This window comes from Bacillus sp. BC05(2025) (assembly GCF_056725905.1).
The window spans coordinates 139,106-160,693 of the sequence record NZ_JBWYRA010000002.1 but is presented as its reverse complement, the minus strand read 5'-3'; the positions used below and the strand labels follow the sequence as shown (position 1 = coordinate 160,693).

Annotated in this window: 21 protein-coding genes, 2 other RNA genes and 1 riboswitch; of the genes, 21 read left to right on the top strand and 2 right to left on the bottom strand. The window is 33.7% G+C overall.

Annotation, left to right across the window (positions count from 1 at the left end; translation table 11 throughout):
- Positions 1-112: 112 nt before the first annotated feature.
- The gene (locus ACZ76X_RS06605; protein WP_479849983.1) at positions 113-3,772 is read left to right on the top strand and encodes a dynamin family protein; all 3,660 of its coding nucleotides are present in this window, start codon (positions 113-115) and stop codon (positions 3,770-3,772) included.
- Between the two features lie 3 nt (positions 3,773-3,775).
- Here the strand turns inward: ACZ76X_RS06605 and ACZ76X_RS06600 are convergent, their stop codons facing one another.
- Positions 3,776-4,030: a DUF3931 domain-containing protein gene (locus ACZ76X_RS06600; protein WP_000369740.1), complete on the bottom strand. Its 255-nt coding sequence runs from the start codon at positions 4,028-4,030 to the stop codon at positions 3,776-3,778.
- 72 nt (positions 4,031-4,102) lie between these two features.
- Here ACZ76X_RS06600 and ACZ76X_RS06595 point away from each other — a divergent pair, with 72 nt between their 5' ends.
- The 5 genes from ACZ76X_RS06595 to ssrS (ACZ76X_RS06575) all read left to right on the top strand — a co-directional run bounded on the left by ACZ76X_RS06595 (position 4,103) and on the right by ssrS (ACZ76X_RS06575) (position 6,204).
- A complete protein-coding gene (locus ACZ76X_RS06595) occupies positions 4,103-4,570 on the top strand; it encodes a GNAT family N-acetyltransferase (RefSeq protein ID WP_098670550.1) in 468 nt (155 codons plus the stop codon).
- A 21-nt stretch (positions 4,571-4,591) separates the two neighbouring features.
- Positions 4,592-4,864 carry a YpbS family protein gene (locus ACZ76X_RS06590; RefSeq protein WP_000451818.1) on the top strand — a complete coding sequence of 91 codons (273 nt, stop codon included), beginning with the start codon at positions 4,592-4,594 and terminating at the stop codon, positions 4,862-4,864.
- 2 nt (positions 4,865-4,866) lie between these two features.
- Positions 4,867-5,700 carry a sulfurtransferase gene (locus tag ACZ76X_RS06585; protein ID WP_479849982.1) on the top strand — a complete coding sequence of 278 codons (834 nt, stop codon included), beginning with the start codon at positions 4,867-4,869 and terminating at the stop codon, positions 5,698-5,700.
- Positions 5,701-5,816: 116 nt separating this feature from the next.
- A non-coding RNA gene (gene ssrS / locus ACZ76X_RS06580) (6S RNA) lies at positions 5,817-5,999 on the top strand.
- A gap of 21 nt (positions 6,000-6,020) precedes the next feature.
- Positions 6,021-6,204: non-coding RNA, 6S RNA (ssrS, locus tag ACZ76X_RS06575), on the top strand.
- Positions 6,205-6,326: 122 nt separating this feature from the next.
- On the opposite strand, the gene ACZ76X_RS06570 is transcribed toward ssrS (ACZ76X_RS06575), so the two are convergent.
- The gene (locus ACZ76X_RS06570; protein WP_479849981.1) at positions 6,327-6,776 is read right to left on the bottom strand and encodes a hypothetical protein; all 450 of its coding nucleotides are present in this window, start codon (positions 6,774-6,776) and stop codon (positions 6,327-6,329) included.
- Positions 6,777-6,859: 83 nt separating this feature from the next.
- Between ACZ76X_RS06570 and ACZ76X_RS06565 the strand changes: the two genes are divergently transcribed.
- The 15 genes from ACZ76X_RS06565 to ACZ76X_RS06495 all read left to right on the top strand — a co-directional run bounded on the left by ACZ76X_RS06565 (position 6,860) and on the right by ACZ76X_RS06495 (position 21,488).
- Positions 6,860-7,171 carry a hypothetical protein gene (locus ACZ76X_RS06565; RefSeq protein WP_000169021.1) on the top strand — a complete coding sequence of 104 codons (312 nt, stop codon included), beginning with the start codon at positions 6,860-6,862 and terminating at the stop codon, positions 7,169-7,171.
- A gap of 3 nt (positions 7,172-7,174) precedes the next feature.
- Complete coding sequence (locus ACZ76X_RS06560) at positions 7,175-8,410, top strand: glutathionylspermidine synthase family protein (protein WP_479849980.1); 1,236 nt, start codon at positions 7,175-7,177, stop codon at positions 8,408-8,410.
- The gene (locus tag ACZ76X_RS06555; RefSeq protein WP_479849979.1) at positions 8,407-8,793 is read left to right on the top strand and encodes a DUF350 domain-containing protein; all 387 of its coding nucleotides are present in this window, start codon (positions 8,407-8,409) and stop codon (positions 8,791-8,793) included. Before ACZ76X_RS06560 ends, ACZ76X_RS06555 begins: the two co-directional genes overlap by 4 nt.
- A gap of 125 nt (positions 8,794-8,918) precedes the next feature.
- Positions 8,919-9,084: riboswitch (M-box (ykoK) riboswitch) on the top strand.
- A gap of 344 nt (positions 9,085-9,428) precedes the next feature.
- A complete protein-coding gene (locus ACZ76X_RS06550; protein WP_479849978.1) occupies positions 9,429-10,154 on the top strand; it encodes a P-type ATPase actuator domain-containing protein in 726 nt (241 codons plus the stop codon).
- A 129-nt stretch (positions 10,155-10,283) separates the two neighbouring features.
- The gene (locus ACZ76X_RS06545; protein WP_270705612.1) at positions 10,284-11,150 is read left to right on the top strand and encodes a 5'-3' exonuclease; all 867 of its coding nucleotides are present in this window, start codon (positions 10,284-10,286) and stop codon (positions 11,148-11,150) included.
- Between the two features lie 510 nt (positions 11,151-11,660).
- Positions 11,661-11,801: an FbpB family small basic protein gene (locus ACZ76X_RS06540; RefSeq protein ID WP_048527108.1), complete on the top strand. Its 141-nt coding sequence runs from the start codon at positions 11,661-11,663 to the stop codon at positions 11,799-11,801.
- A 329-nt stretch (positions 11,802-12,130) separates the two neighbouring features.
- On the top strand, positions 12,131-13,324 hold the full coding sequence (locus ACZ76X_RS06535) for an acyltransferase family protein (protein WP_479849977.1): 1,194 nt from the start codon (positions 12,131-12,133) through the stop codon (positions 13,322-13,324).
- The gene (locus tag ACZ76X_RS06530) at positions 13,325-14,068 is read left to right on the top strand and encodes a YveK family protein (protein ID WP_333726420.1); all 744 of its coding nucleotides are present in this window, start codon (positions 13,325-13,327) and stop codon (positions 14,066-14,068) included.
- Complete coding sequence (locus tag ACZ76X_RS06525; RefSeq protein WP_479849976.1) at positions 14,055-14,675, top strand: CpsD/CapB family tyrosine-protein kinase; 621 nt, start codon at positions 14,055-14,057, stop codon at positions 14,673-14,675. The genes ACZ76X_RS06530 and ACZ76X_RS06525 overlap by 14 nt, the downstream gene beginning before the upstream one ends.
- Positions 14,676-14,693: 18 nt before the next feature.
- A complete protein-coding gene (locus tag ACZ76X_RS06520; RefSeq protein WP_479849975.1) occupies positions 14,694-15,332 on the top strand; it encodes a sugar transferase in 639 nt (212 codons plus the stop codon).
- Between the two features lie 37 nt (positions 15,333-15,369).
- Positions 15,370-16,806 carry an oligosaccharide flippase family protein gene (locus ACZ76X_RS06515; RefSeq protein WP_479849974.1) on the top strand — a complete coding sequence of 479 codons (1,437 nt, stop codon included), beginning with the start codon at positions 15,370-15,372 and terminating at the stop codon, positions 16,804-16,806.
- Between the two features lie 3 nt (positions 16,807-16,809).
- On the top strand, positions 16,810-18,024 hold the full coding sequence (locus ACZ76X_RS06510; RefSeq protein WP_479849973.1) for an O-antigen ligase family protein: 1,215 nt from the start codon (positions 16,810-16,812) through the stop codon (positions 18,022-18,024).
- Positions 17,999-18,799 (top strand): glycosyltransferase family 2 protein, encoded by an 801-nt coding sequence (locus ACZ76X_RS06505; protein WP_479849972.1) that lies wholly within the window; start codon positions 17,999-18,001, stop codon positions 18,797-18,799. The genes ACZ76X_RS06510 and ACZ76X_RS06505 overlap by 26 nt, the downstream gene beginning before the upstream one ends.
- On the top strand, positions 18,796-19,848 hold the full coding sequence (locus ACZ76X_RS06500; protein WP_479849971.1) for a glycosyltransferase family 4 protein: 1,053 nt from the start codon (positions 18,796-18,798) through the stop codon (positions 19,846-19,848). Before ACZ76X_RS06505 ends, ACZ76X_RS06500 begins: the two co-directional genes overlap by 4 nt.
- Before the next feature lie 92 nt (positions 19,849-19,940).
- Complete coding sequence (locus ACZ76X_RS06495) at positions 19,941-21,488, top strand: hypothetical protein (RefSeq protein ID WP_479849970.1); 1,548 nt, start codon at positions 19,941-19,943, stop codon at positions 21,486-21,488.
- Positions 21,489-21,588 lie beyond the last annotated feature (100 nt).

Sequence of the window (21,588 nt, the reverse complement as noted above, 5' to 3'; positions counted from 1 at the left end):
AGTATGATAGTAAAGTGAAACTGTAATCAATGAGGGATGTATCTCCCGATGATTATGAGCTCGCAAATAGCGGGAAAAAGTATATACATCTTGGATAAAGGGGAACAAGGGGATGACAAACATAGTACAGACAAACGGTATGAAAAAACTTGTTTGTTTTTATGAAGAGTGGCAAAAACAAGGCGATGCAGAGAATAGTTTAAAGTTATTTGAGGTGATTCAAAAATATAAGCAAGAGCAGCTTATGATTGCGTTCTGCGGTCACTTCTCTGCAGGGAAATCAACGATGATGAATCATCTATATAAAGCGCAGTTGTTACCAACAAGTCCAATTCCGACAAGCGCTAACGTTGTCAAAATTGAAAAAGGAATGGATCGTGTTGTTGTAACGGTTAAATCTGGAGAACAGTACGAATATGACGGTGCATATTCAGCTGAAGAATTAAAACAAATTTGTAAAGACGGTGACGAGGTAATTGGTGTTCATATTTATCGGAATGATGCACCAATTCCTGAAGGTGTTATGTTAGTTGACACACCAGGGATTGACTCAACAGATGATGCCCATCAATTAGCGACAGAATCAACGCTGCATTTAGCAGACGTAATTTTTTATATGATGGATTATAATCACGTCCAATCGGAAGTGAATTTGCAATTTGTTAAAGAATTGAAACAACGTAATAAAACGGTTTATCTCGTTGTCAATCAAATAGATAAACATAAAGAAAATGAATTATCGTTTGAGAATTATAAAGATAGTGTAAAACAATCGTTCTCTAACTGGGATATTGAAGTAGATGGAGTGTATTACACATCATTACGAATGATGAACCATCCACATAATGAAATTGGAAGTTTGGAAACGTTAATTACTTCTATTATGAAAGAAAAAGAGCGGTATGTAAGAGAGGGAATGGAGAGAGAAACAGAATATTTAATGGGGGAACATTTCTCGTTTATTCTTTCTGAAAATGAAAAAGCTCTTTTGAAATATGAGGAAGAGTTAGCATCACCGCTTTCTATTTCGGAGATAGTTGAAAAGAAAGAGGAGCTAACGGAAACGAAACGTCGCGAGGCTAGTAAAGAGTCTCATGTGAGAAACGAATTTATAAAAGGCTTACAAGCTATATTAGATAACGCGTATTTAATGCCATTTGAAATGAGAGAATTGGCAAATGCGTATTTAGAAACGAAATTAACAAAGTTTAAGGTCGGTTTACTATTTGCGAAAGGAAAGACGGAGCAAGAAAAACAGAGACGATTAGATGCTTTTTATTCTGCTTTGCAAAAGACTGTTGAAACGCAACTTGATTTTCATGTAAAAGAATTTATTGTTGCCTTCTTAAAAGAAGAAGGATTGTTTACAGAGGAAATTGGGAAAGACATATATGCTTTAGAAATTGCTTTCGGACCAGAAATGTTGGCTGAAGTCATTAAACAAGGTGCCGGTTTCACAGGTGATTACTTACTTCTTTATACAGCGGATGTAGCGAATGAACTAAAGAAACGATATTTTACAAAAGCACAGCAAATTTTTGATAAAAGTGCAGTCGTTTTAAAGCAAAAAGTGAAGGAAGCAGTTACTCGCATTGAAGAAGAGATTGAAAAATATGCGATGTTGCAAACAGCAAAAGAAACGAAATTACAATACAGTAACAATTTGGAGACATATGAAAGTTATTTGCAAAACATTTGGCATGAGCATGTTGCCACACCAGAAGGATTGCAAGTAGAGGAGATATTACAAAGTAAAAAACAAATTGTTAGTGAGAAATTCACACTACAAGAGCAGGCAGTTGTAAATGATAACATAGCGGCTCATGAAGAAGAAATAAAAGGAACAGCAGCTTTAAATATTCAGCGTATATTAGAGAAAGTGAAGAAAGCTGAAACGATATTAGAGCCATTGCCAGCGCTGAAACATGTACAGCAAGAGGTAATAGAAAAAAGGCGTCGTGTGGAAACGAAACAATTTACAGTAGCGTTATTCGGAGCTTTTAGTGCCGGAAAATCATCATTTGCCAATGCGTTGCTTGGGGAGAAGGTACTTCCTGTATCACCAAATCCGACGACGGCAACGATTAATCAAATTTTGCCGGTTACAGAGGAAAAACCACACGGAACAGTAATGGTTCAATTTAAATCAAAGCAGGCTCTATTAGAAGATATGAAAGCTGTTTATAAGCTGTTTCATTATGAAATTACTACGTTGGACGAAGCGTTAGCACAAATTGAAAAAGTTATGAAATATCCTTCACCAACTGGGAAGCAAAAAACAACATTTAGCTTTTTACGAGCGGTACAAAAAGGGTATGATACGGTTTCTGCTCATTTAGGAGAACAAGTACAAGTTACATTAGAAGAGTTTTCTGATTATGTAGCGAATGAAGAAAAATCGTGTTTTGTTGAGTACATGGAGCTGTATTATGATTGTGCATTAACAAGGCAAGGAGTAGCGCTTGTAGACACACCTGGAGCAGATTCTATTAACGCCCGTCATACAGACGTTGCGTTCCAGTATATAAAGAACGCAGATGCTATTTTATTTGTAACATATTATAATCATGTGTTCTCTCGTGCTGACCGTGAATTTTTAATTCAGCTTGGGCGTGTAAAGGATACTTTTGCTCTTGATAAAATGTTCTTCTTAATTAATGCGGCCGATTTAGCAGAGTCTGAAGAAGAGCTTGAAATGGTAAAAGGGTATATCGCAGACCAGCTGTTGCAATACGGTATTAGAAACCCGCGTTTATTTGCAATTTCAAGTTTATGTGCGCTTGAGGAGAAACAAGGAAAAAATATTGAAAAAGAGAAATACGGTATTTTACAAAACTCTGGAATTGCTAAGTTTGAGGAATCATTTACATCCTTTATGATGAGAGATTTAATGCTCGTATCTGTTCATGCTTTATATGGTGCATTGCAAGGGGCAGATCAGCTTTTATTAAATATGATAAATGGTGCAAAGCAGGGGAATGAAGAGAAAGAGAAGCAAACGAAAAAATATGAAGCAGAGCGTGATCAACTACTTCATATTATTTCATCATATAGTGTGCTTGCTGAAGAGCAGGCGATGCAAAATGAAGTGAAGGAATTGCTTTATTACGTACAACAGCGTCTGTTCCTACGTTATAACGATGTGTTTACTGAATTTATTAATCCAGCATCGCTTCGAACGGATGGAAATGTAAAAGTGCAGTTGCAACAGTGCGTTATGGAACTAGTAGCATTTATTCAACATGATTTATTACAGGAAATGCGTGCGACATCATTACGCCTTGAAAAATGGATAGATGAAGCGATGAAGCGCGCAAAGAATGAAATTGTGGTGAACTGTAAAGTAGAAAATGAGTCAATTTCTATGAATGGAACAGTGGAATATGAATATAAAGATATTACACATAAAGAACCGTTCCCTTCAGTTGAAATAAAAGATTTCAAAAAAGCATTGGCACATTTCAAAAATGAAAAAAGCTTTTTTGAAAAAAATGATAAAGCCTTCATGCAAGACGAGGCTAAAGTTGTATTGGAGCCATTCGTATCAAACTATGTAGCTGATGAAAAAGAATTATTTGTTCATCATTATAAGCAAGAATGGGATTTGAAATGGAACTTATTCCAAAAAGTGATGAAGCAAGATGTGATGAACTATTATGAAAGTATATTATTTGCATTGGCTGAAACGATTGATGTATCACTATATGAACAAAGTAAAGAACAATTGCAAAAGCAGTTAGTGGAGATTGAAAAAGAAATATATGTGATGTAGCTGTTATGAGAAAAAGATTCGTTCAATTTTCTTTTGCAGTACTGTATCTAAAGATTTGACAAATCCAGCAAATTCATCGGTAGAAATCATATGAGTAAGAACGAGTCGTCTGCCGTCTGGTGTTTCACCGCATAAGACGAATGAAGAAAATTCATATGTTTTGTTTTCTACTACTAATTTTGGATAGGAATACGTGTCGCTTTTCTTCTTCTTTCCATCAATAGAGATGACGTTGCATTTTTTCTCATTGTTGTCCATGATGAATCCCTCCTTTCTATTACTTATGGTAGACAAGGAGGGTTTAGAACAATAGAGAAAGGGGAATTTTTTATGAGTGTAGTAATAGAACCAATTCCGAAAGAAGCGATACCGAAACCTTTATTATTGCTTGCTGATCCAAGTGAGAGGCAAATTGATACATATGTACAAAGAGGCTTAACATATGTAGCTAAGCAAGAGGAGAGTGTTATCGGTGTATATGTTCTTTTGGAAACAAGGCCGAAAACGATGGAAATTATGAATATTGCGGTTGTAGAGCATTTGCAAGGAAAAGGGATTGGAAAGAAGCTATTAAGTCATGCCATAGAAACCGCTAAAGGATATGGTATGTCAAAACTTGAAGTTGGTACAGGCAATTCTAGTGTTTCACAACTTGCTTTATATCAAAAATGTGGATTTCGTATTTTTTCTATTGATTTTGATTACTTTTCGAAGCATTATGAAGAAGAGATTATTGAAAATGGGATTGTATGCCGTGATATGATTCGGCTTGCAATGGAATTGAATGAGAACGTATAACTTATTTAGGGGGAAGAGAAGATGGAAGTACATAAAGCAATTACAGCACATTCTCGTAAACAAAATGAAAGTGTAAAAGCATGTTTACAATTAGATGCGCAGCGTGAAGCAGCTATTGAAGCAGCCGTATCTCTTGCGTCAAATGGGAAAGAATTTTCGGTTGATGTCATTAATGTTGTAACAAAGCAAATTAATGATCTTGCAAAAAATGGTGTTACCTTGCAGCGTAAATATGTTACAGAAGAAATGGTTATGGAGTATGTAAGTCGTTTGAAAGAGAAAGAAGGTCGTTAAAGATGATAGTTACAGTCGAATGGTTACGTGAGCATATAGAAGATGAGAACGTCCGTATAATCGATTGTCGTTTTGATTTAGCGAATCCTAATTGGGGTAGAGAAAAGTATGAGGAAGAACATATTCCTCATGCATTATATTTTGATTTGAATTTAGATTTATCAAGTCCTGTAACAGAACATGGCGGTCGCCATCCGTTGCCAAATATTGAGAAGTTTGCAGACAAGCTTTCGCAAGCCGGTATTGATGAACATACGACAGTAATTGCATATGACAGTGAAGCGAGTGCAAATGCTTCTCGTCTTTGGTGGTTATTAAACTATGTAGGACATGAGAAAGTATATATATTAGATGGCGGATTTCCAGCTTGGAAAGAGAATGGACTACCGATAACAACGGAAATTCCTGTTGTTAAACGAAAAGCATTCAATGCAAATGTACAAAATCATATGCTTGTAACGATGGAAACGGTCAGAGAGTATATTCATACAGGTGCAGATGTTACGTTAATTGATTCTAGAGAGCCAAAACGTTATGCTGGTGTAGAGGAACTGGTTGATCCAAAAGCAGGACATATTCCGACAGCAGTAAACTATTTTTGGAAGGATGGAATTTTACAATCAGGACAATTTAAGAATGAATCCCAGCAGCAAGAACGATTCCGAAGTCTTTCAAAAGATAAAGAAACAATTGTATATTGTGGTTCTGGTGTTACAGCATGTCCAAACATCCTTGCATTGAAATTAGCTGGATTCCAAAATGTTAAATTGTATGCAGGTAGCTGGAGTGATTGGATTTCTTACCCAGAAAATCAAATTGCAAAAGAAGAAGATTAATCACTTGCATGCAAAAATAATTTGTATTAAAATAAGGTCACAAGCAAGAGATTGCTCGAAAAACTTTATATTTTACACATTGAAAACAATGTGATAATATAACGACAAGTAAATAATACATCCTGCGGTGTACGTAACTTATTTATGTCTAAAACCGATGTTAGTTATACGGAAGCTCAATATTTAGCGACCATCATCAAGCCTTCCTTGTGGAGGAAGATGTACGGTAACTGTGAGGGCATCCACCTGCGAGTAGCGGGTTTTTGGACATTTACGAGGAGCGGCACGTGCGGGGGTCTTATTTCAACTAACATTATATAAAATTCCTACGGTGTACGTAGCTTATGCATGTCTTAAACCAATAAGTTTAATATGGAAGTTCAATATTTAAATGTAGCTAACATGCCATCTTTTTAAGAAGGAAGTTACAAACATTTGTGAGAGCATCCACCTGTGAGAGCAGGTTTATGGACATCTAGAGAGAACGGCATATGTGGGGCTAAATAAAAACCTTACGTTTTATACGTAAGGTTTTTTTGTTGCATATATATCCATTAAAGTCCGATTGGTGAGGGCTAATAATCAGTGGGGGATGAAGAAAACCCCCCACTGATTAAAGTTTCGCTTTATCTCGATTCACCTGTGAAGTTTCCGTAATAAATATAGCATTTTCTGTCTTCATCAATTTCTCTTGAATTTAAAGTAAACTCCATCTGCATACCGTCGCGCTGAATATATATAATATCTGAATGAAGAGATGGTAAAATTTCTTCATAGTTCCATACATCTTTACTTTCAATCAAGTTTGAACTTGTATCCTTTAGCTCTCTAATTTCAAAACCGATGTGGAAGTAAGTAGGATCTGAAGGATCGTTAGAGAAAGTTTCTTGTTGAATATATATAACTGCTGTTCCGTCTGGATCTACTGAGGTTGCAGTGACAACATATGTATTTTTATCTTTTATAAAATATTCACAAGTCATGCGTGCAATGATTTCAGAATTAGAAATATTTGCATAGTTCCATAAAGCTGGATACCCTTTCGTTTCATCATTAAGTCGGTATTCTAAGCGCATTTTATCCCTCTTCTTCCTTTTTCTTCTACTTTATCATGACATCCTATATAATAGGAATAGAATTTAAAAAGGGGAGTGCGAAGGTGACAAAAACGAAATGGCTAGTTGGTGGTGTCGTAACGTCTTTAATGACTGGCACCTTATTTGGCTGCGCACAAGATCTTCCCCCAAAACCGAATGATAAAAGTTGTTCAGATTGGGATTGGGATGATGAACTTGGGGTATGGCAGTGTGATGATAGTAGTTCAGGTTATCGTGGGCATTATTTCTATGGTGGGCGATACTATCAAAATAAATCCACTTTTAAAAATTCATCGGCGTTTAAATCGTATCAATCGTCTGCCGAATTTAAAGGGGGAATTGGAAGCGGTTCAAAGGGAGGGTTTGGGGGCTAAAATATGTCGCAGTACATAAGGGATCGAAAAGAGTTTTATTCGATATATCCGGATTTCTGGTCGGATCTATATGAATGTGAGTATAGTTTATTTCATGTTTTCTCTATAACAAATGAGACTAGGAAACAATTGCAATTAGCAACTGAACGAATGGGGAAAATATTTTTTAAGACTGCTAGACTTTTGCGTAATTTAAGTGACGAACAGCTTCTCGAATTTGGATTTCCCCCCGCAAGCTTATCGTTCATTAGAATGAAAGGATTATATCCTGAATCTGTTATTTCACGATTTGATTTCGTTTTAACAGGCGATAACCAAATTAAAATGCTTGAGTTTAATAGTGATACACCTACCTTTATTATGGAATGCTTTCAAATGAATGGGGAAGTTTGTAAAAAGCTAGGTTATGATGACCCAAACTTAGGTCAAGAGCGATTGCTATCCTCTGGTGTTACAAAAGCTGTAATGGAAGCGACAAAGGGAATAGACAACCCAAATGTTGTTTTTACAGCACATCATGAGCATATTGAGGATTGGAATACGACTATGTATTTAAGTCAGCTATGCCGCGTTGAAAATAAAGTAGTACCAATGTCAGAACTTAGAATTACAAAAGATGCTTTAGTGGATAGGGATGGAGTGCAAATTGATGTTTTATATCGCCAAACATATCCAATAGAAGATTTAATTGAGGATCAAGATCCTGAAACTGGAGATTTGGTTGGTGTGGAGCTATTGCAACTTGTGAAATCTGGAAAGCTTTTTATTATAAATCCTTTGTCATCATTTTTACTTCAGCCAAAATCAATTCAGTGTCTTATTTGGGGGCTAGCGGAAGAGGATGCTTTTTATACAAATGAGGAACGACAGTGGATTAAAGAATATATGTTACCTACATATTTAGAGCCAGATTTATTTTTAGGAAAAGGTTCTTTCGTTCAAAAACCTTCATTTGGTAGAGAAGGAGATACAATTACCATTCGTGATAAGGACGAAAATATTATGATGCAAAATGCACACCAAACGTATAAAGCGTCACTGCCGATATTTCAAAAGTATACAGAACTTCCAGTCGTATCTTTGGAAACAGAGAAAGGAATGGAGAAACTGTCGTATGTGTTTGGTTCGTTTTTAATTGCAGGAAAAGCGAGTAGTATCGGTATTCGTGCAGGGGAAAAAATTACGGGTAATGAATCGTACTATTTACCAGTAGGTATAAAAAAGGAGGAAAGTACATGATTAATTTTTTAGTATATTTAGCAGTAACACTTGGACTTTTATGCATTGGGCTTTTCCTAATGGAAGTGACAACAAAAGTAAAAGAATTTAAGTTAATGGCTCAAGGAAATAAGGCGGTAAGCTATGTGCTTGGAGGTCGATTACTTGGGTTAGCTATTGTTTTATATTCAACAGCGGCTAATTCCATTTCACTTCTTGATATGGTTTCGTGGGGAGCAGTTGGGATTTTAGCTCAAATTATCGTCTTTTATTTAGCGGAGTGGCTTACACCGCGCTTTAATATAAACAAAAGTCTTGAAGAAGATAATCAAGCAGTTGGTCTTTTTCTTATGTTTTTATCGCTTTCCATTGGGATTGTAATTGCTGGTTGTATCACTTATTAAGAACTTTACGTTTAAACGTAAAGTTTTTTATTATGTCTACGTTAGTTTGTTATACCTTTCGAAAAAATTGTAGGCTACTGTTGACATCTATTTTAAATAAGAGTAACATTTTCTATGTAATAAAAATAAGTCTCTGTTAGGTGAGGCTCCTGTATAGAGAAATGCTACTGCCCAAAAATGTCGAGAGACGCCAATGGGTCAACAGGAATGATCGAATTAAGGTTTTTCTTAACGTAGCTGGTAATGTACCTATGCTATACAGTGCTAAAACTCGGCGAGGGAGAGGTCCGTAGATTTCTAATTGTATTAGGAATCGTTTATTTGTGTATGTCATGACCTTTACTCTTTTCGGAGTAAAGGTCTTTTTGTTACAAAGCTATGAGTAATCTCATAGTATAAACTATAAAATGAAAACAAGGAGGTGAGGAGCATGTCAAATTCTGACTCGGTTCCGTTACCCATATACTTCAAATCAAAAATATATGATGTAGGCAGGAAACGACTTGTTCCTCCCTCTATATTTATCATCATGTAGCGTTTATATGTATGTTTAAGCGCTAGACACTTTCACAGTAAAGTGGATAAATCGAGAAACAAAGCGTTTCTTCCTATGTTGTAAAGGAGGAGACGATAATATGTTATATGCAAACAAAACTGTGGGTAACACGTCATATAAATTAAGTAAAAAATCAATGAAAGAACAAACATTGCTTCAAAAAAATAAAGATTTATTAATTGAAATCGCAACGAGAGATGTAAAATCTGTATTTGCATATTTTAAAACAACAAGAGACGGATTATCTATGAAAGAGGCACAAAAACGTATTCAAGTATACGGACGAAATGAATTAACTTCAAAAAGAGCTCGTATTGCGGAAATTATGATGAAGCTAAGTGGAATGATCCCAGGTTTTTCAAAACAACATGTACGTGATGGATTACAATGTGAGAAAATTACTGTGTCTCGAGTAGAATGTTCAAGTACAACAGGTTTAAACGGTGAATTGAAAATGATGAATTTGCCAGTACAAGAGCTTGTTCCTGGAGATATGATTTTTCTTTCAGAAGGTGATACAGTACCAGCAGATGTACGTATCATTTATGCAAATGATTTATTAGTAAATGAATCTGTGCTAACAGGAAGCGATGCAAGTGTTGAGAAATTTGAAAGCTGCTATCATCTTGAGCGCAAACGATTTATTCCTTTAAAACGAATGAAAGACTATAATCCACTTGAACTTGAAAACGTATGTTTCAAAGGGACGTATATTGTTGGTGGAAATGCAAAAGCTGTAGTTGTTTCGACTGGGAAAAATACGTATTCAGGAATTCTTCATACTTGTTGTAGTAGAACGTCTTAATGTGTAAATGATGCTAAATATACAAAAACAATGTATAATAGACAAAGTTGAAAAACGTAGAATGGTAATCTATTTATATAACCTTACGTGATGACGTGGGGTTATTATTTTTTTGGTAGGAGAGGAATTATGAAAAAAGTATTATTAGTTGATGGTATGGCACTATTATTTCGTGCTTTTTATGCAACAAGTGTCTACGGACAATTTATGAAACGACAAGATGGTACCCCTACAAACGGGATTCATGGTTATATGAAACATTTATTAACAGCTATGCAAGCAATTGAACCGACACATATCGTAACATGCTGGGATATGGGAAGTACGACTTTTAGAACAGAATCGTTCTCAAATTATAAAGCGAATCGTGCAGCGCCGCCTGAAGAATTAATTCCGCAATTTGATTTAGTACAAGAAATGACTGCGAAATTGTCCATTCCAGTTATCGGTATGAAAGGGTATGAAGCGGATGATTGTATCGGTACGCTTGCAAAACAATATTGTAATGAAGCGGAAGTTTACATTTTAACAGGTGATACGGACTTACTGCAACTTGTTGATAAGAGCGTTACAGTTATGCTTCTGCGCAAAGGAATTGGAAATTACGAGTATTACACACCAGAGAAAATTATGGAAGAAAAAGGTGTGGAACCGTGGCAAATCGTGCATGCAAAAGCTTTCATGGGAGATACGAGCGATAATTACCCAGGTGTAAAAGGTATCGGTGAAAAAACAGCGTATAAACTGATTCAAGAGCATGGTACAGTAGCAACTGTACTAGAAAATGTGGCATCTTTAACGAAAGCGCAACGTACGAAGATTGAAAGTGATTTAGAGAATTTAAATATTTCATTACAATTAGCGCAAATTCATTGTGAAGTTCCTATTTCATGTTCGCTAGAAGAAGGATTACACACAATGGATGAAGAAAAACTACGATTCGTTTGTGAAGAAATGAATTGGGGAAGACCTGAAATATTAATCAATATGTTGTAAATAGTTTGAAAAGAAGGATGTTGCATGAGTCGAAATTTGACTAGGTGACACCTTTTTTTAATTTTGAAAAAAAGAATTTTAGTAGATGAAAGTATATGGAATGTAGCTTGAAATATATAAATATTTCGACAAGGTAAATTGATATAAGATGACGTAAATGGCGATTTATGTAATGAAATGAAGCAACTACAAAACTGTTTTACATAAATCTTTTTTTCGTGTTCACAAAGTTGTCAGAAAATAAACGGGATTTTCATGTAAAGTTCAAATGAAATTCACAACAATCAATTATTATAAGAACAACCAGATAATTCTTTATCTTTTATCCCACTTTAATGGGCAGTAAGACCCCCCACTTCAAAATTCAGCGAAAGCAAAGAAGTTAGGTGGGGGATCAACTGCCCATAAAAGTCCGATTGGTTCAACTAATAATCAGTGGGGGATGAAGAAAACCCCCACTGATTAAAGTTTCACTTTATATAAACCATCCCCCAAGGAGGACAATAAAAAATGAGAAAAAAAGTGAGAAAATCTTTTAAACAATTATTAATTGAAAATAAACAATCACTATTAAATAATAAAGAAAATATGAAAGAAATTGAAGAAAGAATTGAGAAAAGACATGTCGCATATAGTGGCTCTAGCAACTAAATGAAATAAAAAAAGATAGCCGATAAAGGCTATCTTTTTTTGTTTTATATTGAAATAACTATATTTCCCTCTTTAATTTTTGTAAATATACAAGATATTTTCATAGTGTTTTTCTACCAATTTTTTCATTTTTCGAGGTTGAAATTGGTATATACCAATTAAAAAGATTAACTATTCATAATATTACAAAAAATGTTACAATACATTCAAAATTACGCTATAAATCATTTTAATATGAAAAATTGGAATGAAAAGAAAGGAGAGGAATATGAATAATGGTGTCGCTTTGAAATGATTATTATCATTTCATTAGGAGTTGATATAAAACGATGGATAGGTATGAAGAACTGGATTCAATTCGAGGAATTTCCTCATTGGTAGTAATGATTGGTCATCATTTAATGATTTTTTCAGTATTTCAAAATTACAGTTATGAAGATAATAAACCATTTGTTATGTATCTATTAAAAGAAACACCTGCTCGTCTAATTTTTAGTAGTGGTAATGAATCTGTTATTATCTTTTTTGTTTTGAGTGGATTTGTTTTGTATAGATCCATTCAAAATAACTACGATAGTTATGGGTCCTTCCTTTTAAAGCGTATATGCAGAATTTATATTCCATATATCGTAGCAATACTTATAGCTATTTTATGCCAAACTACAATGAGTGAATATGGAATTTCTCATTTAAGTGAATGGTTTAATCGCTCATGGACGATTGAAAGTTCTTTAAGCCTAATTGTGCAGCATATATTTTTGGTTGGGAAATATAATACAGATGCATATAACAGCGTAATTTGGTCACTTGTTCATGAAATGCGAATATCAATAATTTTCCCGTTAGTTTTGATGGTTTGTTTACGAAAAACGTTGAGGGATTCGTTATTGACATTGTTTCGTTTTAGTATATGTTCTGTCGTGATTCTATTATTATTTCACTCAAGTTTAACATTAACAAGCTATGCATTAACCCTGCATTACACAGTACTGTTTTTACTAGGGGCACTAGTTGCGAAGTATAAAAATAATGTAATAGTTTTTTATAGTAATCGTACTAAAAATGAGAAAATTGCATGGTTTTTATTAGCGATTTTACTTTATATGTATGAAGGGCTTATCGGAGAAATTAAAGTGCTCAATAATTTTATATTGCGAGACTACGTAGTAGCGATAAGTGCATGTTTATTTGTCATATTAAGTTTATCAGTATCAACTTTGTCATCCTTGCTGCGTAATAAATACTTGTTATATTTGGGGAAGATTTCTTACAGTCTTTATTTATACCATATCATATCGTTATTTTCCCTTATATACATGCTCTATGAAATATTACCGTTGCCTATCATTTTAATTTTTTCACTCGTTTTTTCATTTATACTTGCAATGCTTTCGTATATATTTGTAGAAAAATTTGCATTCAGAGTCGGAAAGTATGTAACAAAGCAAGCGAATAGAAAGAAGAAAGGGTTATCTGTAAAGAATGATGTGCAGAATATGAATCAGACAAAGGCGGTGAAATAATTGAAGCAAGAAATTAGTATGAAGGATTTTCAGCAGTTATTGAAAAGAAGGATAGTAACAATTATTTTGACGATGTGCTGTTTAACTGTTTCTCTAATTCTTATCTCTATGTACGTATTAAAGCCTTCATATCAATATTCAACACAAATTCTCGTTGGGAATTTAGATGAGTTTAATAAGGAAAATTCAGCAAATAAAACACAGGAAAATAAGCAACTCGTAACTTCGTATGTTGATATTTTAAAAAGTCCACTTATTATTTCAACCGTCAAAAAAACTTTGAAATTAGAGCAATCAAGTTACGAATTAGCTCAAAAGATTTCAGTAGTGAATATGGACAATTCACAAATTGTTACTGTTACAGTAAAAGATTCGGATCCTAAAATTGTAAAAGAAATTGTAAAGTCACTGGCAGAACAATCTCAAAAAAGCTTTCAGCAGTATACGAATGTACAGGGAGTAAAAATATTAACTGACCCTGAGTTACAGGAAAAAGCTGAAAAACTGTTTCCGAAATTTCAACTTATTATCCCTATTTCTTTACTTGTTAGTTTTTTTGTTGGGGTAGGTTTAGCTGTATTTCGAGATTATTTTGATGAGCGTATATACGTCGAACAAGATTTGGAGAAAATAACAACAATCCCTGTTATTGGTTACATAAATATGAAACCGAAAAGAAAAAAGAAATCTACAGAAGTTGATCCGCAATCATCTATATATCGAGGTGAGCATGTCGATGTTTAAGACAAAGAAACGGCTTCCATTTGACCCGCATGATGCTTTAATGAAAGAGCAGTTTTATACGCTGTATCACGAGTTAAAAAAATCGGGGAAACAAGTGTTCACAATTAGTTCAACGAAGGATAGAGGCGTTGTTGCCTCGTTTATAGTCAATATAGGGCTAGTATTTGCAGAAATGAAAAAAAAGGTATTACTTATCGATGTGAATTTTTCCGATCCTAAGCTACATCTATTATTACAAAGCAACCATACGAAAACAGTGAATGATATAATAAGCGATCCCTCCTGTAGTTATGAAACTTTCTCTAGTAACTTATCTAAATACTTATATTGTATTCCTGCAAAAAAAACAGTACACACCGGTACACCTTTAGTTGCTACAGATGAATTTGATTATGTAATTGCAAAATGGAAGGAAGATTTTGATTACATTTTCTTGTATTCCTCTGAAGTATTTGAGCTTCCTGCTACGCACATGATTGCAGGGAAATGCGATGGAGTGGTCTTAGCGGTTAAAAAGAGAAAAGATTCCCTACGTACTGTGCAAAAAGTGATAGCAAATATAAAGAAGAAAGAATGTGAATTAATAGGTATAGTTTTATATTCTTGAATGTGGGGGTAACGATTTATGATTCGTGAAACAAATCAAGCCAAGTTGTATACGATTCCGGCCCAAGAAAAGACCAGTATTTTGAATCGAAGTATAAAGCGCTTGTTTGATATTATATTTTCACTCATATTGTTACTAGTTACGCTGCCAATTATGTTGTTTTTTTGTATTATAATTGCTTTCGAAACAGCAGGAGCTCCAATTTATTTTCAAGAACGTTTAGGGATGAATGGGAAGAAATTTAATGTATTTAAATTAAGGTCGATGGTAAAAGATGCTGAAATAAATGGACCACAGTGGGCAGATGAAAATGATCCAAGAATTACTAAAGTTGGATCATTTATAAGAAAAACGAGAATTGATGAATTGCCGCAACTTTTCAATATTTTAAAAGGCGATATGTCTTTTGTTGGACCTAGGCCAGAGAGAGAGTATTTTTATAAACAATTTGATGCCTATATTCCGGAATTCAAGGAACGTTTAATTGTGAAGCCAGGGTTAACAGGATGGGCACAAATAAATGGCGGGTATGATCTTGATCCGAAAGCAAAGTTGAAATGGGACATGGAGTATATTGAAATGAAAACGATTAAGATGGACATTCATATTTTATGTAAAACTGTTTTAATCGTATTGAATGGTAATGGTGCAAGATAAATATATGTAAGTAGGTTGCTTGCAAAGGAGAACAGGTATGGGTAGATCTATTTTAAATAATATTATCCATCTATTTTATAGCACAATTTTAGCTAATCTTCTTCAGGCTGTGAGTTTAATTGCTTTAGCAAATTTTTTTAATGCACAAAATTATGGGATGTTTAGTGTTGCTATAGCAGTGACGTTTTTTATGTTATTTTTTACAGATTTAGGACTAACGAATACGTTTCTTCGAGAAGGGGCAAAAGATGGAATAGACTTAGAGAAGATTTTATCGTCGTATATAAAAGTAAGGATGATTCTACTTATTTTTATTTCCATAATCGGCTATATTGCTATTCATTATATGTATGAGGATAGAAATTTAATTTACATGATGATAAATGTAATGTTTTTCATGTTAATAGGATTAACTTGGCAAAATATAGGGATTGCCTACTTTCAGCTGACGGAGCGTATGAAGTATATAGCGCTTATTAAAGTTGTATCAGCAGCAGTTGTCATTATCATTACATGTTTTTGTATTTTCGGAGAGTTACCAGTTTATATAACTGCGCGTTTATATGGATTTGGTTATATGATTGGTGGTATATGCAGCATATATGTAATGAAAAGAAAGACGAATGTGAATATGAAAGTTGTAATTCATAAAGCGTTGTTTTGGCAAGTGACACCTTTTATTATTAGTGGTTTTTTAATAATGAGTACGCCACAATTAGCACCTATCTTACTTAACTATACATTGCCATTAAGTATGGTAGGTGTTTTCGCGGTGGCGTATCGGATGCCAGCAGCTTTATATCAAGTACCAGGGGTGATTGCAGGGGCGTTTTATCCAGTGCTCTTTAAGCATTATAATCAGAATAAATTAGAAGAGCATACGAAATTAAACTTACTTCAAATAAAATTAATGGCGATCGTGGGAATATGTATGACGATAGGTTTATATTATTTAGCTCCATACTTTATTTCTATATTTTTTCATGAGGAATGGAGAAATGCAGTAGAGCCACTCCAAATATTATCATTTCTCATTGTGCTGCAAAGTTTAAATATTGCTATAGCTGACGGCTTAACAACGAGTGGATGTCAAAATAAAAGAACGGTTGTGCAATGTATAGCATTAGTGATAGGTGGGATTATGCTTTATAGCTTTAGTAGTATTGATGGGGTGATAGGAGCGGCCTATGCTATGGTTTTATTTGAAATTGTAGCTTTAGTTGGGTATATAGCAGTAAGTGTAGTGAAGGGGAAAATTGTATTTCAAATTGTCGTACCTTATACGATTTATTTTGGCGTAACTTTTATTGGAGTGCAATATATATTGCATGCATATCATTTCATTGCGCTCGTTCTGAATACCTTAATCGTAGTAGTTGGTATATTCCTATATGATTATGAGCTAAAAAAACTTCTTCTTTCGTTTATAAGAAAAACACGCAAAAAGGATTATATTACGAAACAGGGGATATAGCCTATGGAAAATAATATGAAAATATCGATGAAATGGATCATGCTCTTAATATTATTTGTCATGTTAAGTAAATACAACATATATATTGAATTTTCGCTGAAGATATATATGATTTTTTTAGTTATATATTTTTGTGTAACAGTTAAAAACTTTCATATTCAAAAGCTATATTTTCATGAAGTTGTATTTTTACTATTTTATTTCATCTATTGTTTCAGTGGTATTCTTTCTATATATTTACATGCTAGTATTCGTATGATTTTTGGTGTGCTACTTGTTTTAGGTTGTTATTTTATAATGAGAAATTTAGTAGGAAATGTTGAAATAGCAACACTTGAATCATCTATTGTCTATGTAGGAATTATATTTAATATTGTAAGTCTAATACTGTATATAGTCGGTTTACAGCACTTTGGATTGTACGGTGGAGAAGAAAGAGAAATTTTTGCCGGACTATTAGTTGATAGAGGATATCCAAGGTTAATTGGTTTGCTAGATGATCCTAACATATTTATTTTTTATAATACAATATTTTTTATGTATTATATGACAAACCTACATAATATGACGAACATTTTAGGATTGATTTTATGTGTTACGACAAGTTTATTAACTTTCTCAAGGGGAGGAATATTAGCACTTGTACTCGTCGTTTTTGTATATATATGTACATCTAGTTTTGCAAAAAAAATAAAAATAATAATGAGTTTACTATTGTTTGGTGTAGTGATCTTCAGTTTATCGAATAGTGTAATGGGTGGCCAATTGGATGACATATTGAATAAACGAATTTCTGATTTTTCGCATGATAATGGAAGTGGAAGATTTACATTATGGGAAGCTGCTTTTAAATATTATGTATCCAATCCATATATCGGAATTGGTGCGTTTAATTTTTCGAATTATTATGAGTTTCAATTTAATGAAAAATTATATGTGCACAATACATTTTTAGAAATTTTGTCTGAATCGGGTACAATTGGTTTTCTTTTATATAGTGCTTTTTTATGCATATTAATGTTCAAATTAACGCAGTATACTCTGTTTCGTGAAAAAACGTATCTTTTATTGACTATGATTGCATTTTTATTTCAGATGATGTCATTGTCACTCATTATTAACGAAGCGTTCTTTTTATTTTTAGCAATGGTTGTGAAGTACATTTCAATATATGAAGGAAGGGGAAAGATAGATGGTAAAATGTCTATCAGCACATAATAAGGCGCCTCATGTTTCTGTAATAACACCTTCTTATAATAGTATACGATTTATAGGTGAGACGATTCTCTCTGTACAGAATCAATCATATGAAGATTGGGAAATGATTATCGTTGATGACGCTTCAACTGACCAATCTGCTGCAAAAATTAAAGAGATAATAGATGGGGACTCGCGTATTAGACTAATATCATTAAAAGAAAATGTTGGTGCTGCGAAAGCTCGGAATTTAGCGATTGAAGAGGCGAAAGGAAGATATATTGCTTTTTTAGATAGCGATGATATATGGTTGCCACATAAATTGAAGATGCAATTGTTATTTATGGAAGAAATGAATGCGGCCTTTTCATATACATCGTATAGTTTAATTGATGAAAACGGTAACGGACTAAATCGAGAAGTGAATGTACCAAAATCTGTTGACTATCATCGTTTGGCAGGAAATACAATTATCGGTTGTTTAACAGTAATGATTGATCGGGAAAAAATTTCGCATATTGAAATGCCTAATGTACAGCCGGAAGATACAGCACTATGGCTAAACTTATTACATGAAGGGCATGAAGCGAAAGGAATACAGCAAGTGTTAGCGAAGTATAGAATTGTAGAGAATTCTGTTTCGAGAAATAAAATGAGAGCGGCTTTTCGGTATTGGAAATTATTAAAGGAACAAAAACGATTGAATGCGGTACAAATTTTTTACTATTTTAGTAAATATGCTTTTCATGCCTATAGAAAAAATAAAATCAATGTAGTTGGGAAGACGCAATTATGAATATATTGTTGATGACAGACAAATTGATAACTGGAGGAGCCGAAAGTTATTTCTGTAAATTGGAAAGCAATTTGCGTGATGAGAACTTTACAGTTTACACAGCTGCAGGTGATGGGGAACTATATGAATCTCTTACTAGAAAAGAAAATTTCATATTGCTTAGTCGATGGAATCATTTGAGAAATATTTATTACTTGCGAAGAGAAATATGTGAACGAAAGATAGAACTTATTCATGCCAATAGTTTACGAATGGTCTTATATTCCTTTTTGCTTCAAAAGTGTATGAAAAAAAAGATAAAAGTCGTGTATACGAAACATAATGTAACGATATTAGAAAAGAAAATGCCAATTCTTTTTCGTTATTTCATGAATAAATATGTGAACAATATTATTACAGTAAGTGAGTTTGAAAAGAAAAATTTAATTTCAATGCATGTAGCTGCAGAAAAAATAAAGACGATTTATAACGGTGTGGATATTGAAAAGTTTTTATTCCAGCAGAAAAAGAAAGAATCTATTTATAAAATAGGGATATTAGCTAGACTATCCAAGGAGAAAAACCATCAACTATTTGTGAAAATTGCAAATGTGTTGAAAAAGAGAGATGATTTTAAGTTTTATATTGCTGGTGATGGACCAGAGAAAGAGTCTATTATGGAAGAAATAGAAAAATACGGATTGCAGCAAAGTGTAAAGATGTTAGGAAATATTTCTGAACCACATGGATTTATAGGGAATATGGATGCCTTGCTTTTATTATCTTTTCGTGAAGTATTTCCAATGGTGGTAATTGAAGCGATGGCCACAGGGACACCAATTATTTCAATAGATGTCGGCGGAATAAATGAAGCGGTAATAGATGGAGAATCAGGTGTTTTAATATCTGAATATTGCGAATCAGAATTTGCAAGTGCGCTTGAGGAATTAAAAGAGAATGAAGACAAGGTAAATGGTATTAGACTGAAAGCACGAGAGAAAGCAGAGAGATATTTCTCGTTAACTAAAATGATAGAAGAAACGAAAGATATATATGAATTAAACAAATGACTGTAGAAGTCGTTTGTTTTTTTTATTATAGAAACTTTTAAGATAAAACTCACATATTATATGAAAAAGGTAATATGAGGAGTGAATTTGTTTTGTCAGAGTATATTTCATCACAAGGAGATTGTGCACCTGAAAATAGTGTCCATATTGATTGTTTTGGTGCAGTTCCAAACTCGGGAAATGATAGTTCAACAGCGATTCAACAAGCGATTGAATACTGTGTATCGAATCGGATTTCTACGGTTAGAATTACAGGGATAAATACGTACAAAATTGTAAAACCGATTGTTGTTAAATCAAATGTAAGGTTAGAGCTAGATCCTACTGTTACGTTGCAAATTGATGGAGATTTTAATGCGTTTGAACTGCAACAAAATGCGTCTATAACAGGTGGTACAGTTCAAGTTATAAATTCACTGTTTCAATCTGCAGTTATTTATGTTTCCGGTTCGCAACAAATAGAAGTTCCTAATCACTCTCTTATATCAAATGTAAATATAATAAATGCAACGTCGTCATATAAAGGAAAGGCTATACACTTATATTGTCAAAAAGCATGGGACTATATTAGTTTCTTTCAAGTTAACTTTATTCAAATTAAAAATTTTCAAACTGCAATACATTTAAAGACTGAATTTATAGATGATATAAATACACCTTGCTGGATTAATGCAAATGTATTTCAATCTATATTTATTGATGGATGTCAGTATGGGATAGAAGTAGATGGAAATAGTGATTTGCCAAATGAAAGTTCAGGTAATACATTTCATGATATTCAAGTACAATGTAGACAGCAAACGAAAAAAGTAATTCGTTGTACGGGCGCTTATAACACATTTGATTGTATGATCTGGGATACGTACCGGATGAGTAGCGAACAGATTGTCATTGAATTTTCTTCTAATTCGCATCGTAACTACCTTTTTTCGAATTTACTTTCCACAACTATTGTAGATAAAGGACAATACAATGTTTGTAAGTCTACCTATGAAGAATCTCTTCGGATTCAGTTGCCGATTACGTTAAATAAACCACATTTAATAGGGAACCAAGATGATATATTAGTAAATGCTCAGCAGAAGTATACTGTTAAGCAAGTAAGTGGGAAATTACCTTACGGGGGGAATCTTGCAAATTGTTTTAATTTAATAGATGAACAAGGTGTAAACTATATCGATGTTCCAGATAGTAATCCAGTCGTGATTGAATTAGATTTTACGAAAAATCCAATCCAAATGTTGAATTGTTTTGGCATGTATTTTGGATGGGGAGAGAGCCCGAAGAAAATTAAAATCGAGTATGCATTAAGTGCAACTGGAAATTGGGTTGTTGCATCGGATGTTCCATTAAATGTAGGCGACACAATTATATCGAATATGAAGGCGAGTCAACTATATAAAGCGAGAATTACACTGAGTGGTTATGTTCAAGACCATAAACGTTTTCGAATTAATCGTATATTTGCGAGATCTTCTATGGAAAATGGGAATGCTTGGTTAGCAACAACAGGCGGAAGAATGTTTGGAGATATTGAAATAGAAGCAAGTAAAGGTATCATTATGAAGACTGCTAGTGGAGCGAAATGGAAAGTAACAATTAATGAGGCGGGCCAACTTATTACGACTAAATTAACTTGAGATGATGCTCGGTTATAAATGCTTGGACGAGTTATTAAGTAGTACGATAAAGAGAATGAAAAAGAGATTGTAATTTGGTTTCAACCAAACTACAATCTCT